At 54.9% G+C, this 12372-nt stretch carries 19 protein-coding genes; 4 read left to right on the forward strand and 15 right to left on the reverse strand.

Translation table 11 applies throughout. From position 1 onward, the window contains the following. Positions 1-65 precede the first annotated feature (65 nt). Positions 66-413 carry a hypothetical protein gene (locus AB4P90_RS25240; RefSeq protein ID WP_395605462.1) on the reverse strand — a complete coding sequence of 116 codons (348 nt, stop codon included), beginning with the start codon at positions 411-413 and terminating at the stop codon, positions 66-68. A 343-nt stretch (positions 414-756) separates the two neighbouring features. Between AB4P90_RS25240 and AB4P90_RS25245 the strand changes: the two genes are divergently transcribed. Continuing rightward, positions 757-1314: an arsinothricin resistance N-acetyltransferase ArsN1 family B gene (locus AB4P90_RS25245; RefSeq protein ID WP_130175030.1), complete on the forward strand. Its 558-nt coding sequence runs from the start codon at positions 757-759 to the stop codon at positions 1312-1314. Positions 1315-1340: 26 nt separating this feature from the next. Here AB4P90_RS25245 and AB4P90_RS25250 read toward each other — a convergent pair whose 3' ends face one another. Genes AB4P90_RS25250 through AB4P90_RS25280 form a run of 7 tightly spaced genes read right to left on the reverse strand, consistent with a single transcriptional unit; the run spans position 1341 to position 6218 of the window. Further along, positions 1341-2414 (reverse strand): ArsO family NAD(P)H-dependent flavin-containing monooxygenase, encoded by a 1074-nt coding sequence (locus tag AB4P90_RS25250; RefSeq protein ID WP_130175031.1) that lies wholly within the window; start codon positions 2412-2414, stop codon positions 1341-1343. 29 nt (positions 2415-2443) lie between these two features. Then, positions 2444-2866 (reverse strand): arsenate reductase (glutaredoxin), encoded by a 423-nt coding sequence (gene arsC / locus AB4P90_RS25255; RefSeq protein WP_032856855.1) that lies wholly within the window; start codon positions 2864-2866, stop codon positions 2444-2446. Positions 2867-2886: 20 nt separating this feature from the next. Continuing rightward, positions 2887-3600, reverse strand: coding sequence for an arsenical resistance protein ArsH (gene arsH, locus AB4P90_RS25260; RefSeq protein WP_054092739.1), 714 nt, complete (start codon positions 3598-3600; stop codon positions 2887-2889). 47 nt (positions 3601-3647) lie between these two features. Then, positions 3648-4118: an arsenate reductase ArsC gene (locus tag AB4P90_RS25265; RefSeq protein WP_003395039.1), complete on the reverse strand. Its 471-nt coding sequence runs from the start codon at positions 4116-4118 to the stop codon at positions 3648-3650. Positions 4119-4134: 16 nt separating this feature from the next. Beyond that, entirely contained in the window at positions 4135-5418 is a 1284-nt protein-coding gene (locus AB4P90_RS25270; protein ID WP_333691477.1) for an arsenic transporter, read from the reverse strand. Positions 5419-5442: 24 nt separating this feature from the next. Next, entirely contained in the window at positions 5443-5799 is a 357-nt protein-coding gene (locus AB4P90_RS25275; protein ID WP_058428034.1) for a metalloregulator ArsR/SmtB family transcription factor, read from the reverse strand. Further along, positions 5796-6218 carry an arsenate reductase ArsC gene (locus AB4P90_RS25280; protein WP_333691476.1) on the reverse strand — a complete coding sequence of 141 codons (423 nt, stop codon included), beginning with the start codon at positions 6216-6218 and terminating at the stop codon, positions 5796-5798. The genes AB4P90_RS25275 and AB4P90_RS25280 overlap by 4 nt, the downstream gene beginning before the upstream one ends. A 129-nt stretch (positions 6219-6347) precedes the next feature. On the opposite strand from AB4P90_RS25280, the gene arsN2 reads away from it, so the two are divergent. Beyond that, complete coding sequence (arsN2, locus tag AB4P90_RS25285) at positions 6348-6809, forward strand: arsenic resistance N-acetyltransferase ArsN2 (RefSeq protein ID WP_368960441.1); 462 nt, start codon at positions 6348-6350, stop codon at positions 6807-6809. A 135-nt stretch (positions 6810-6944) separates the two neighbouring features. Here arsN2 and AB4P90_RS25290 read toward each other — a convergent pair whose 3' ends face one another. The 5 genes from AB4P90_RS25290 to AB4P90_RS25310 all read right to left on the reverse strand — a co-directional run bounded on the left by AB4P90_RS25290 (position 6945) and on the right by AB4P90_RS25310 (position 9965). Then, positions 6945-7211 (reverse strand): antitoxin Xre/MbcA/ParS toxin-binding domain-containing protein, encoded by a 267-nt coding sequence (locus AB4P90_RS25290; RefSeq protein WP_395605463.1) that lies wholly within the window; start codon positions 7209-7211, stop codon positions 6945-6947. A gap of 319 nt (positions 7212-7530) precedes the next feature. Beyond that, positions 7531-8160 (reverse strand): HAD family hydrolase, encoded by a 630-nt coding sequence (locus tag AB4P90_RS25295; protein ID WP_333691474.1) that lies wholly within the window; start codon positions 8158-8160, stop codon positions 7531-7533. Between the two features lie 81 nt (positions 8161-8241). Then, entirely contained in the window at positions 8242-8739 is a 498-nt protein-coding gene (locus tag AB4P90_RS25300; RefSeq protein ID WP_333691473.1) for a hypothetical protein, read from the reverse strand. 98 nt (positions 8740-8837) lie between these two features. Further along, positions 8838-9155, reverse strand: a complete 318-nt coding sequence (locus AB4P90_RS25305) for a hypothetical protein (RefSeq protein WP_055137227.1) — start codon at positions 9153-9155, stop codon at positions 8838-8840. 75 nt (positions 9156-9230) lie between these two features. After that, positions 9231-9965 (reverse strand): metallophosphoesterase, encoded by a 735-nt coding sequence (locus tag AB4P90_RS25310; RefSeq protein ID WP_060548093.1) that lies wholly within the window; start codon positions 9963-9965, stop codon positions 9231-9233. A gap of 176 nt (positions 9966-10141) precedes the next feature. Between AB4P90_RS25310 and AB4P90_RS25315 the strand changes: the two genes are divergently transcribed. Next, entirely contained in the window at positions 10142-10618 is a 477-nt protein-coding gene (locus AB4P90_RS25315) for a helix-turn-helix domain-containing protein (protein WP_093466079.1), read from the forward strand. Between the two features lie 61 nt (positions 10619-10679). On the opposite strand, the gene AB4P90_RS25320 is transcribed toward AB4P90_RS25315, so the two are convergent. Further along, entirely contained in the window at positions 10680-10868 is a 189-nt protein-coding gene (locus AB4P90_RS25320; RefSeq protein WP_369682540.1) for a hypothetical protein, read from the reverse strand. Here AB4P90_RS25320 and AB4P90_RS25325 point away from each other — a divergent pair. Next, positions 10798-11136 carry a hypothetical protein gene (locus AB4P90_RS25325; protein WP_256348844.1) on the forward strand — a complete coding sequence of 113 codons (339 nt, stop codon included), beginning with the start codon at positions 10798-10800 and terminating at the stop codon, positions 11134-11136. The two genes, AB4P90_RS25320 and AB4P90_RS25325, sit on opposite strands and share 71 nt — an antisense overlap. Before the next feature lie 109 nt (positions 11137-11245). On the opposite strand, the gene AB4P90_RS25330 is transcribed toward AB4P90_RS25325, so the two are convergent. Continuing rightward, on the reverse strand, positions 11246-12235 hold the full coding sequence (locus AB4P90_RS25330; RefSeq protein ID WP_333691469.1) for a hypothetical protein: 990 nt from the start codon (positions 12233-12235) through the stop codon (positions 11246-11248). Positions 12236-12372 lie beyond the last annotated feature (137 nt).

Raw genomic sequence — 12372 nt, forward strand, 5'->3', positions numbered from 1 at the left:
CACAACTGATGACGACCAGCACCGCCGTGACCCAATGCGCGACTAGTCGCGTCACCGGGATAAACTCAAAGCCACAGGTCTGCCGCAAAACGCTGGTCGCGGATTGAAGCAGGGGCATGCCCATCGATGATCAGCTTCTGCTGCAGATGGCGTACGAGATGCCAAGCCAGAGGTTCGCGGATCTCCAAGCAACCTTGGATCTGATGGAAACTATTGGAGCGCTGTGTAACAAGGGCCTCTCGAAGCGCTATAAAGCCATCAACGCCGATGACCGACCTGTGAACACGGATAGGATTATTCAGCCCAGGACGACGCTCGTAGACGCTTAAAAGCGATCGAAGGATTACAGGGAGATCATCCCCATAGGCTTCGCAGGCAAGAGACCAGAGCTGACCATCAGACAGTGGGGTCATAGAATCCGATGTCGGGCTCGCATTATCCATAAATTGGCAACATGCCCCAAGCGCGGCCAGAATTCAGATGCACCCTGTAAACCAATTTTTTAACGTGTTAACCGCCGAGGTTTACAGATCAAAAATTTAGTTTACAGATCCGAATTTTCGAAGCGCGCAGTAGGTCGCCAAGTGCGAATTGTGATCGCCTACGACCTCGCCCAGCAGGTACATTGGCCATGTCGATCGTTTCTGCCTCTAAGCCATACCAGTCACCGGTTTCAGTCAGAAATGCATCGCTGCGGGGAGCGTAGTTAAATTCCGAGCGCCGAACGACGGCAATTCAACGAAGAGATTATTCAAGATGGCTGTAAAGGGTTTGAAAATTCGTACGGCAGTAATCACCGACGCAGAAGCCATCCAGCGCATTTATGCTCCCATTGTTCTAAATACAGCGATCTCATTCGAAGAGACCCCGCCAAGCGTTGAGGAAATTGCTCAGCGGATAACGACGACACTTCAGACATATCCCTACCTAGTGGCTGAAGAGGATGGCGAGATCAAGGGCTACGCCTACGCAAGCCAGCACAGGGCTCGTCCGGCCTACCGATGGGCTGTTGACGTGACGGTTTATGTAGCTGAATCGGCTCGCCGGCAGGGCGTTGGCCGTGAGCTCTATGAGACCTTGCTTCCGATCCTTGAAAAACAGAGATTTCGCGCAGCTTACGCCGGAGTTGCGCAACCCAATGAGGGCAGTGTGGGCCTGCACGAGTCGCTAGGCTTCGTCCATATCGGGACATATCCGGAGGTGGGCTTCAAGCTTGGGAAATGGCACGACGTCGGTTACTGGCGGCTCGGACTGTGCCAGGCGACTCCGCCACTGGAGCCAATTATTTTTCCCGAGCTTAAAGCGGCATCATAGTAGTCCACTCGAATTCTGGACGTGAGCTACCGTGCTGCATCTGTGAGATAGCTTTGCACTTGCTTGACTACATCCCGAGCGGTGCGGGTTACTCCGATCAATGTCGCAGAGGCGAGCCCCGTCCAATCGCCGTAACCCACCAGCCACAGATTGGGTGACGCAACACTTCGATTTTCGTCCACAGCCACTTTACCGTCCAGGCCTACAACGCCCAGGCTGCTCAGGTGGTCGAGCGCGGGAGAAAATCCCGTGCACCAGACGACATCCACCGCTGTTTCGTCTCCTGACGACCACACAACGCCTGTTGAAGTGAAGCGCTTGAATGGTCGTACGGCATTCAGCACGCCGCGTTCACGAGCCTCCCTGACCGACGGAACCATCACGATGTCTCCGAGCCCTCCTGGCGGCTGCTGAGGTTCCAGGCCCTCCTGCTGCGCCTTCAATCGAGCAGTAGCTCGCTCGAACAGGACGCGACCATCGACCTCATCAGGTAGAAACTTCGGGGCCTCTTGAGTTACCCAGGTTGCCTGAGCCACTTTGGAAACCTCGGCGTAAATCTGAGCTCCCGAGTTGCCACCACCGACGACAAGGACAGTTTTCCCCTCAAACTCATCCGGCCCAACGTAATGAGCGGAATGAAGCTGCTGCCCTAAAAACAACTCCTGTCCGGGATAGCTTGGGATAAATGGGCGGCTCCAGGTGCCTGTTGCACTGATAACCGCTTTGGCCTCCCAGGCTCTTCCCTCGGAGACAACCCGTAATCCGTCTTCGATTTTCTCGACACGGTTTACCCGCGTGGATCGGATGATGGGAAAGTCATATCGGCGTTCGTACTGAGTTAGATAGTCGACAACATCGTCCCGCCCAGGAGTCCCCTCGGATACTGCTGGCATGGGCCAGCCGGCAATAGAGCTCCAAGCAGACGGCGAGAATAGTCGGAGAGAATCCCACCCATGCCGCCAGGCCCCTCCCGGTGCTGACTCGGCGTCGAGTAATACATAGGAAAGGCCGGTACGCCTCAAGAAATAGGCTACGGTGAGCGCGGATTGGCCACCGCCAATGACCACTACATCAAATTTCGAGTTTTGATTCACCAACATCCCCCCAGGCCCATCTGCTTTACATCGGTTTAAACCCTGCGGCCATTCTCATCAATGACGACTTGTCCGTCTTCTTTGACGAAGCTGCCGCGCTGCTCTTGCGGTAGAAGGTCGAGGACTGCCTCTGACGGACGACACAAGCGTGTGCCCAAGGGCGTCACGACGATGGGGCGATTGATCAGGATGGGGTGAGCCATCATGGCATCGATGAGCTGATCATCAGTAAGTGACGTATCGACCAGTCCCAACTCCTCGTAAGGAGTGCCTTTGATGCGAAGCAGGGCCCGCACCTCAATACCCATATCCTTGATCAACCTGACAAGCGTGGTGCGGTCAGGTGGGGTCTGTAGGTACTCGATAACAGTCGGCTCTTCTCCGCTGTTGCGGATCAGCTCCAAGGTGTTGCGAGAGGTGCCACATTGCGGGTTGTGATAGATCGTGATCTGGCTCATACAGTTTCCTCGCACTGACGTTAGATGGAGCGCTGGTTGACGCGTTTGGACAGCTCTTCGGCGGACTCTTTACGCTCGGAGTAGCGATCAACCAAGTAGTCCTGGCGACCCCGCAACAGCAGCGTGAACTTCATCAGCTCTTCCATCACGTCCACCAGTCGGTCGTAGTACGAGGACGGCTTCATACGGCCTGCCTCGTCGAACTCGGTGAACGCCTTGGCCACCGAAGATTGATTTGGGATGGTGAACATCCGCATCCATCGACCCAGTACGCGCAGCTGATTCACCACGTTGAAAGATTGCGAGCCGCCGCAGACCTGCATCACAGCAAGGGTTTTGCCTTGCGTAGGTCGTACAGCGCCAATCGCCAGCGGAACCCAGTCAATTTGGGCTTTGAATACTGCACTCATGGAGCCGTGCCGTTCAGGCGAACACCACACCTGTCCTTCAGACCATTGCATGAGTTCGCGCAATTCCGCGACTTTGGGATGTGTATCCGGAGCATCGTCCGGCAGCGGCAAACCCGAGGGATCGAAGATTTTGGTTTCGGCGCCAAACTCCTCCAACAAACGGGCTGCTTCCTGAGTCACCAATCGGCTGAAAGAGCGCTCTCGCGTCGATCCATACAGAAGCAAGATTCGAGGCTTATGGAGTGACGGTGTACGCGGCTCCAGTTGCTCCAACGACGGAATGTCGATCAGGTCGGCGTGTACGTTCGGCAATGTATCTTGCATAAAAACTCCTACGGCGGCGCCAGGTTGGGCACCGCCTCGGTTGATCTTTAAAGCGAACCGATGCGATTCAGTTCAGCTTTCAACTGTTCAGCGCTGATGGTCTTCAGTGGCAGCGCAAGAAATGCGCTCACGCGCTCGTGAATTTTGGCGAGTGTGGTTTCAAACGCTGCGGTGATCTCGGCTTCCGACCCGCTAGCGTCAGACGGGTCGGCCAGACCCCAATGCGCCTTCAAAGCTGGCCCAAAGAAGATTGGGCATGCCTCACCCGCTGCCCGGTCACAGACAGTGATCACGATGTCTGGAGGCGAACCTTCAAAAGCATCCGAAGCCTTGCTGCTCAAGCCCGCAGTGGAGATACCCGCCGCCTCCAGCGTTTGCAATGCCCGTTGATTCACCCGGCCACTGGGAAAGCTTCCTGAGCTGACGGCTTCTACACCCTCGGGCGCCAAGTGGTTGAATAGCGCCTCGGACAGAATGCTGCGGCAGCTGTTGTGAGTGCACATGAACAAGACTTTCATCAGACGATTCCTTGATTCAGAAACTGAGGCGCAGTGCCAGGGCGGACAATGTGGCGACGAGGATGGGCACGGTCAGCACGATCCCGGTCTTGAAGTAGTAACCCCAGCTGATCGTTATGTTTTTCCGGGCGAGCACGTGCAGCCACAACAGAGTTGCCAGACTGCCAATTGGCGTGATCTTTGGGCCTAGGTCGCAGCCAATGATGTTGGCGTACACCATCGCTTGCTGAACGACGCCATCAACTTCGGCGGCATGAATGGATAAGGCACCAACCAGAACCGTAGGCATGTTATTCATGATCGAAGACAGCACCGCTGTTAGCAGCCCTGTACCTAGGGACGCGCCCCAAACGCCATAACCGGCGAACACGTTCAGGATCTGCGCGATGTGGTCGGTCAGACCGGCGTTTTTCAGGCCATAAACAACCAGGTACATACCCAAAGAAAAAATCACCACCTGCCATGGCGCCTCTTTGAGCACCTTGCTTGTGTTGATGGCGTGACCACGAGCCGCGATGACGTAAAGAATGAATGCACAGACCGCTGCAATGGCGCTGATTGGCACCCCCAATGGCTCAATGACAAAGAAGCCGATCAGGAGTAGTGCCAACACCCACCAGCCGGCTAAAAAAGTGGCCCGGTCGTGGATTGCCTCGTCCGGATTGTCCAGTTGGTTGAGGTCATAGGTCTTTGGTAAATCTTTGCGGAAAAACCACAGCAACATGACTAATGTCGCCGCCACGCTGACGAAGTTTACCGGCACCATGATCGAAGCATATTCGTTGAAGCCGATATCGAAGTAGTCGGCAGAAACGATGTTGACCAGGTTGGAAACCACCAGCGGTAAGCTCGCCGTATCGGCGATAAAACCGGCTGCCATAACGAATGCCAACGTAGCAGCAGGAGAAAAACGCAGCGCCAGCAACATCGCGATCACAATGGGTGTGAGGATCAATGCTGCTCCGTCATTAGCGAACAGGGCAGACACCGCTGCGCCCAGCAGGACGATAAATGCGAACAGCTTGCGGGTGCTCCCGCCTCCCCATCGGGCCACATGCAGCGCAGCCCATTTGAAAAAGCCTGCCTCATCAAGCAGCAAACTGATGATGATGACCGCGATGAAAGTTCCGGTAGCATTCCAGACGATGCGCCAGACCTCGGGTATGTCTGCAAGAGTAACGACGCCTGCCAGCAACGCCACGATGGCACCCAACGTGGCACTCCAACCAACTCCGAGCCCTTTGGGCTGCCAGATGACGAGCACGATGGTGGCGATAAATATCAATACGGCAATCAGCATTTCGTTAATCCGGTTGGGCGTGAATCAGCTGCACACGGCCTGATTGATAGGACGGTCGTTCATACCGCACAGGCGTTTAGCCTCGGTTTCCAGCCAATGCTGATTGGCGTCTACGACTTCTTTCAAAACCGCAGTTACCCACGCAGGCAAATCGGGGTTCAGGCGGTAGTACACCCACTGACCTTGCCGGCGATCCATCAACAAACCAGCAGAACGCAGCAGGGCCAAATGACGAGAAATCTTCGGCTGGCTTAGGTCGAGTGCCGCCGTCAGCTCGCAGACACACAGCTCGCCTTCGCTCACGACAAGCAGGGAAATTTTGGCTCGGGTGTCATCCGCCAAGCACTTGAATAACGTGGTGGGGTTCATGGGTTCTGTCATAGATCCTCCAGGTGTTTGGTCTTGACCAAAACGAAGAGCTTGAAGCGCTCGTGGATGTCGTGGAGCGTATGGCGAAATGCGCCGGGATCATCGCTCGTTACTGGGTCAGGAAAGTCCCAGGCAATGACTTCACCTGCACTGGGCATTGGTAGGCACTCGCTGGCGGATTTATCGCAAAGAGTGATTACGTAATCGAATCGATCAGCTTGAAATTCGCTGATGGACTTGCTTCGCAGGCCCGTTGCATCGACTCCAACCACTTCCAACGCCTGAATCGTGCGCGGATCAACCTCAGAGGGTTGGGATCCTCCGCTGAAGGCCTCGAAGCGCGGGTCGGTGTGACGCAGCAAAGCCTCTGCAAGCTGGGAGCGGGCTGAGTTGGCAACGCACACGAAAAGCACTTTGATAGCAGGGGTCATGACTAGACTCGATGCATATGGATAATCGAATATACGCTTTGTCAGATATACGGTAAAGCGAATATGATGATTGCTGCTTAGGCTTGACCCATAGCAGTTCACGCAAAGCAGCACAAAGGAGATGAAAGGATGGAGGCGGAGATGATGATCCAGGCAATGGAAATAGCCGGAGGGCAATGGCAGCGCTTTCGCGACGCCCTGGAATATGCTGACCTTCCATCAGACGATATTGATCTTCCTGGCCGAACCTTTTTTGAGTTCACGCTGGACAGTGAGACGGTCGCATGGGGAGGATTCGAAACGCATGGTACGGACGGGTTGCTGCGCTCTCTGGTCGTAGTGCCGACATACAGATCGAAAGGGGTCGGTGTCGCGGTGCTTCGGATCATTGAAGCAATAGCTGTCGAGCAGGGAATATCTCGATTCCATTTGCTGACAACAACAGCACCAAGATTTTTTGAGCAGCAGGGCTACGCGCTACACCAGCGAGGCTCTGCGCCGCCTCTGATCTCACAGACGGAGCAGTTCAGGGGGCTTTGCCCTGGCTCGGCTTGCTACATGTGTAAGGCGTTACCATTCGTCAATGGCTGATAGTCTGCCCAACGATAGCCTGAGAGGCCAGATCGGAAAAATGTGGCAGTGAGGCTCGGCGCACAAGACCACGAATCGCACAGCCTCTGGTATGGCGCCCCCACTCGATAGAACGCAACGACAGCCTAGATGGGATTAGGCTCTTATGCCGTGGTCAAGCCGCATAAGCTCGTCATGGATAATTGTGAATCCCATAGGTGTGCACAGCACCCTGCAGGGTGCCTGACGGCCTACACCTACCGCAGATCTTACAAGCCATCGCTGCGCCTTCTTCCGACTTCCAAATACTTCAAGCGCGATAGAGAAAACATGTTCGTAACGCGCATGAAAACAGCGAGACTTAGCACTCCAGCAGCCAATTTGGGAACCAACGCTTCGTCCGACAACCTTAAGCTCATCCATGCTTCAGCCTCTTGTGATACTGGTCTGGTCGTCTCGTAGCTATGCAGGGGGCATCCCGCCACCCCACACAATGCCTTTAACCTTTCAACGATTGTGCCGGACGGCCATGAGCTGCACGCATGCCTTCGAGGCACACTCACCGTCCTGGCTTGGCTGCCCTGATCGACGCCTGGGTCTGCAGGCGCGCTTTCAAGCATCGTTCTGGGCAGTAAGCCTCTCCACCTACTGACCCGTTCGCATGTGTGGACAGGCCCAGCTCGTGGCGCGGCCGTTTAGCTCAGACGCAACGCTTACCATCGAATTGAAGATCTGCTCGCAGCTACCTATCACTCAGCACTGATCGTGCAAAATGGGAAAGATTGGAAGCCCCGTCTCCATTCCTGCGCAATAGGTAACCCTTGATACCGACCTGGCCAGGCCCATCCCGATCACACCTTTCTGAGTCGCCAATCATGACGATCTGTCTCTGACCACTGAGCTCATTTTCTGGCCGGACATTAAGCAGATCGCAGGTGTGCTGATAGATGCCGGCTTGCGGTTTCATAACACCAATGCGATAGCTGAAAACATAGGCCCCAAGGTGCGGGAAAATCCTTTCCACTACGGGGCCGTAGGCCATTGCCAGGTTTGAACATACGGCCAGTCTCACCCCCGCAGCTTGCAGTAGCCCAACGGCCTCAACCGCGTCTGGATAAGGCTGAATGCTTGCCAGCTCTTCCTCCAAGTATTGATCAAGAAATGCGAGTTGGGAGGGCGAGATCTTGATACCAAAGGCCAGCGCAGCCTCGCTTAGAGAAAGGCAACGGGTCATGATCGTTCGAATGTCATCAGCGCGAGGCAAGCGGCCTTGGCGTCGCCCCTCTCGAAGCAACTGTCGAAACGGATGTGTCGGCTGCTGTATCTCGACCAGCGTTCCGAAGGCGTCAAAGATAACGGCATTGGTCTTCATCTGAGTTTCCTTCGCTGTTCAGCGTCCGCAAGACAGCCAGCCACTCTAACGAGAATCAAGTTCAACAACCAAAAAACCAAGCTACCGAAGAGTAACGTCAAATTTTGAAAATTCATCCACCAGCGTTTTTCGACCCAGCATTTTCGGAAGCTTGAAGACGTTCCTGTACCCATACCACAAAAACATAGGAATAATGACAAGCCCAACTCCAAAGGTTGCCGTTGCAGCAATAATCCCAGCTGGAACCGCTGCTAGCGAAATAACCACACCCTTTACCAAAGTCGACCTTGCAATAATTCGCAGATCATCCAAGTCGCACTCAACTTTCCCACCAGCCTTCTCAAAAGCGACAACAATTATCGATTTCTTTGAGGCATGCTTATAGTACCAAGTTCGCGGAACATCAGTCGCCAAAGCACCATGCTTCACAAGGTACTTCAGCATCACAACCTCTTTGAAATAGAGAGTAGCGCCGTGCTCATCTTCATATCTAACACGTCGATAGAGAGCGTCTAGATCACCGCTCCCTTGAGCATCATAGTTCTTAACAGTCAATGTCAGTTTCTTTAACTCGGACATGCTTCTTCCCTTAAACACACATTAACTATTAATGGATTAGATGACGGTGGGGCCTAATTAAGCAGGCTGAGACAGCGGCCTCGACAACGCGGGGGCACTCAAGCGGCGGCAGGCAATCGGCTGACCATGACGTAATGATCGTTGCCTGACACTGTCCGCAATAACGCCATGCCTTCGACCTCCGCTATCACCTCACTAGGGGGTGTGACAATTGTCATCCCATCAACCAGTTGCCCTGAAAGATCGCCATACACATACGCAACGAAACGATCGCCAACTTCAGCTGCATCTACCAAGTACGCGTCCACTAGTGCACCCCAATCATGGGCCTGCGCAATCGCCAACTTAGCTGACACAGGACTGGGCAGTCGTATTCCGCCCTCAGCCGTCCAGTCCTGGGAATTCAGACAACTCATGGATTCTCCATCACGTTCGAATTTGAAACCTACTCACTTACTGAAAAAGCTAAACGACGGCAGCCCAATCAGTCTTCATACACTGACAACTAGGTCTGGCCGAAAGCCAGTTTCTTCGGTGGGATAACCACGAGGATTACTCACAAACCGGACGCCATTAACAACCTCATCCACAGCTTCGTGGGTATGGCCAAAGATCCATAGATCGATCTTGAAATCCATCAGGCCATCCCAATTGTTGCCATAGGCTGCTCGCAAGTGAGGATCGGCTCCTTGGTCACTCACGAACTTCATAAGGGGCGGATGGTGAGTCACAACTACACGCTTACCGTTGAATGGCAGCGACAGCTGAGCCTCTAACCACTCCTTCGTCTCTCGATTTCTCGCGATCAGGTCATCAGGGCGCAAACGCCGATACTGTTCACCGACACGGATAGCGCGAAAGTCATTCAGTGAGTCACGAGCACACCAAGAAGCAGCTACTGGGTCTCCGGTCGCGGCCAGGCTTGTCCAAGCCGTAGCACAGAGAAACTGCACATCACCGTACTCTAAAACCTGATTTTCCAAGACGTGGACGTGCGCCTCAGCAGCGTCAAGCAGCTTGCTGTGAGTTCGATCTATATTCCCGCTGTAGTGCTCATGATTGCCCATGGCGTAAACGACAGGCGTGCTGAAGGCCAGGCTGGCCCATCTGGCCCCCCTGGACTTCACATGGATGTCGCCGGCTAATACGACCACGTCACAGTCCACCACAGGGGGGACGAAATCGGCGAACTCACAATGTAAATCAGACAGTATGTGAAGCTTCATCCCTAGCCTGCTGACGTCGACTTTCTAATAAATTGATCACTCCCTGGCCGGTCGCCCGGACGCGGCGAGGCTGTCATCTGTAGGCCCACGATAAACGATGAGCGCCATTATTGCCAGCTTTCGATATTTATCGACGGATGGCGCTGTGGCCCTATTCTTCGTTTTGAGCGCTCAGCATGCAGAACGAGATAGCAGCAATAGTCCGAGCTCTGCGCGACCTTAGAGGATCGGCCCAGGAGGAGCTCGCCGAGATCAGTTCCCAAGCCAATCTGTCGCGATTGGAGCAAGGGAAAACGCAGGTCTCTTTGGTCAAGCTGAGCAAGATCGCGCTGACCCTAGATTTCGACCTCGTGGCTCTGGTCGCACTGTGTCAGGCCCTCCAAGATGGGTCATCACCTATCGATGTCATGGCGAAGGCTTCGCAGGATTTGGAGGGCTTCATAGCCCTGGGAGGCTTGCAGGGCCTGAAGAAGCACTGGGACGCTGGTGAAGGGCTGGTAAAGCGCACGCGAGGCAAACCCAGTAGCCCAGATCGAATCCGAGCTGTGCTAGAGCTCAAGGCCAGTGGCATGTCGAAGGCGGAGGTGAGTCGAGCGCTGGGTTTGCCTGAAGCGACTGTCAGGCGTTACTGGCTCAAAGAACTGCCTGGCTAGAAAGGGAGTTGTGGGGTACCCATGCCCATTCGATGCCGCACAACCCTACATAGCCAATGCCTCAGCCTCCAATAGAGCTCAAGGCGATATTGAAAGTCAGCTCGTGCTTGTCAGCATCTAAGGCCCGGATGGTGAAGGCGCGCCCAACCTGGTGATGTGTTTTGGACGGCAGGAACACTTTGACCCACTGTGCCGGGAGGAGAGGCCTGAGGCCGAAGAGCCCATCCCCGCTCACCACCACCCTGCGCATCAAGGGCGTCGGCGCACTGATCGACTTGACCTTTATGGGAATGGATGGGCTGCTCGTCAGCGGCAAAATTTTCATTGTGACCTACCACCAGGACACGCTGAACGAAACAGCCGAGGACTTCAGAACACGCGGTATCTGGTTCAGGAAGAACAGGGCCAGGCTGGCCGGGCGTTGCGCCGCAATGGTTGCCATCGTGCCGTCGGAAGACCAGCGCCAGGCCTTTGCCGTAGACATGGAGAAGCAATCGCGTGGTTTGGGGGTGCGCTAGTGTGCGCTGGAGAGTTTCGATGCAGCCTGGGCGGCGACAGCCCGTTTTGTCTAGGATGTCGCCGACAAGCCCGGCACTCTCGCTCGCCTTCCGGAGAAGAACGTGGCCTTTAATTGATGGCCGGGGAGTATGTGTAGGAGATGCCGTTAAACTTGAAAAGGTCGTACGGGCGGATGTTATCGTGGTAGTCGGCCACCATATGCTTCAACTCTTCCCGCCCATCGAGGAATACAAAGTTCGTGGAGCCCTCATCGGGCTTGCGCCGGACTTCAAGATCGCGCAACGCCTCGCCATTGTCTTTGAAGGTGAGCTCGCTCGACCACCCGTTACCGTCCGCATCGCTTTGTGCCGTTATTATGAAGAGCAGGCGAGTGAAGGTGTCGCCCAGCTTCGCAAGAATAGTTGATGCTTCAACACACCAACCTTGGTGCATGTCCCCATCTCGGAAAATCACGGCGTACCGCTCACCCGAGATGAGCTGAACGCTAGCCTGAGGCGGCTCACCCCAAACGCCTCCCCGGAAGACGGCGATGTCTTCTGTAATCAGGTTCCACCCTTTTGCAACTTTCTCGAATTCGAAAATGCTCACGTGCGGGGCACATGCGTGGTAGTCATGCCCCTCCGTCTTCGTGTAAAACAAAACGACCATCCCTTCCCCACGATTGCTGTAAGGCAAGGAATACTGATCAATGACGTTGTGCTCCAGCGGCAATTCCAGGTCAGGATCGTAGCCATTCCAATCCGCCGCGTTCAGATGCTGCATGCACAGTTCAATCGCCCGCTGGCGATTCCAACGCCCTGGAATGTCACACTCTGGCTCAGAGTTAGGCGGCGCCGACTCTACTGGCGGGTGATTATGGTAGGTGGTGTTGTAGCTGACGTTGACGTTGCCCGTGTTATTCGCCACTACCGGGCTTTGATTGCCAGAAGTCGAGTGAGACGCAGCCTCTTCACGTGCTCCCGTCGCCTCACTACCGGCTTTGGCCCCAGCCCTCTTGACGAATTTCTTCACTCCCAGCAGAGCTCCGCCTAGCGCGAGCACGCCGCTCGTAATACCAGCAATATTGTCCCAATCTGGCAGGCTTCCTATCTCAAACATCGCGTGCTTCCCATAGCTGTAATCGGTGGGGAGGAAACACGACATGACCTAGCGTCAGCCGGGGTGACCCAAGTGCCCTCATCGGAGCTGCATATATAGCATTGACGCGCCTAGTTCAACCTTTTCGCCGCATCTGC

Source organism: Pseudomonas sp. B16120, from assembly GCF_044218845.1.
Lineage (GTDB): Bacteria > Pseudomonadota > Gammaproteobacteria > Pseudomonadales > Pseudomonadaceae > Aquipseudomonas > Aquipseudomonas paracarnis.

Bases quoted from the DNA above. Each gene is read 5' to 3' on its own strand.
- AB4P90_RS25240 (WP_395605462.1), bottom strand. From the start codon at position 413: ATGACCCCACTGTCTGATGGTCAGCTCTGGTCTCTTGCCTGCGAAGCC.
- AB4P90_RS25245 (WP_130175030.1), top strand. From the start codon at position 757: ATGGCTGTAAAGGGTTTGAAAATTCGTACGGCAGTAATCACCGACGCA.
- AB4P90_RS25250 (WP_130175031.1), bottom strand. From the start codon at position 2,414: ATGTTGGTGAATCAAAACTCGAAATTTGATGTAGTGGTCATTGGCGGT.
- arsC (WP_032856855.1), bottom strand. From the start codon at position 2,866: ATGAGCCAGATCACGATCTATCACAACCCGCAATGTGGCACCTCTCGC.
- arsH (WP_054092739.1), bottom strand. From the start codon at position 3,600: ATGCAAGATACATTGCCGAACGTACACGCCGACCTGATCGACATTCCG.
- AB4P90_RS25265 (WP_003395039.1), bottom strand. From the start codon at position 4,118: ATGAAAGTCTTGTTCATGTGCACTCACAACAGCTGCCGCAGCATTCTG.
- AB4P90_RS25270 (WP_333691477.1), bottom strand. From the start codon at position 5,418: ATGCTGATTGCCGTATTGATATTTATCGCCACCATCGTGCTCGTCATC.
- AB4P90_RS25275 (WP_058428034.1), bottom strand. From the start codon at position 5,799: ATGACAGAACCCATGAACCCCACCACGTTATTCAAGTGCTTGGCGGAT.
- AB4P90_RS25280 (WP_333691476.1), bottom strand. From the start codon at position 6,218: ATGACCCCTGCTATCAAAGTGCTTTTCGTGTGCGTTGCCAACTCAGCC.
- arsN2 (WP_368960441.1), top strand. From the start codon at position 6,348: ATGGAGGCGGAGATGATGATCCAGGCAATGGAAATAGCCGGAGGGCAA.
- AB4P90_RS25290 (WP_395605463.1), bottom strand. From the start codon at position 7,211: ATGGATGAGCTTAAGGTTGTCGGACGAAGCGTTGGTTCCCAAATTGGC.
- AB4P90_RS25295 (WP_333691474.1), bottom strand. From the start codon at position 8,160: ATGAAGACCAATGCCGTTATCTTTGACGCCTTCGGAACGCTGGTCGAG.
- AB4P90_RS25300 (WP_333691473.1), bottom strand. From the start codon at position 8,739: ATGTCCGAGTTAAAGAAACTGACATTGACTGTTAAGAACTATGATGCT.
- AB4P90_RS25305 (WP_055137227.1), bottom strand. From the start codon at position 9,155: ATGAGTTGTCTGAATTCCCAGGACTGGACGGCTGAGGGCGGAATACGA.
- AB4P90_RS25310 (WP_060548093.1), bottom strand. From the start codon at position 9,965: ATGAAGCTTCACATACTGTCTGATTTACATTGTGAGTTCGCCGATTTC.
- AB4P90_RS25315 (WP_093466079.1), top strand. From the start codon at position 10,142: ATGCAGAACGAGATAGCAGCAATAGTCCGAGCTCTGCGCGACCTTAGA.
- AB4P90_RS25320 (WP_369682540.1), bottom strand. From the start codon at position 10,868: ATGCGCAGGGTGGTGGTGAGCGGGGATGGGCTCTTCGGCCTCAGGCCT.
- AB4P90_RS25330 (WP_333691469.1), bottom strand. From the start codon at position 12,235: ATGTTTGAGATAGGAAGCCTGCCAGATTGGGACAATATTGCTGGTATT.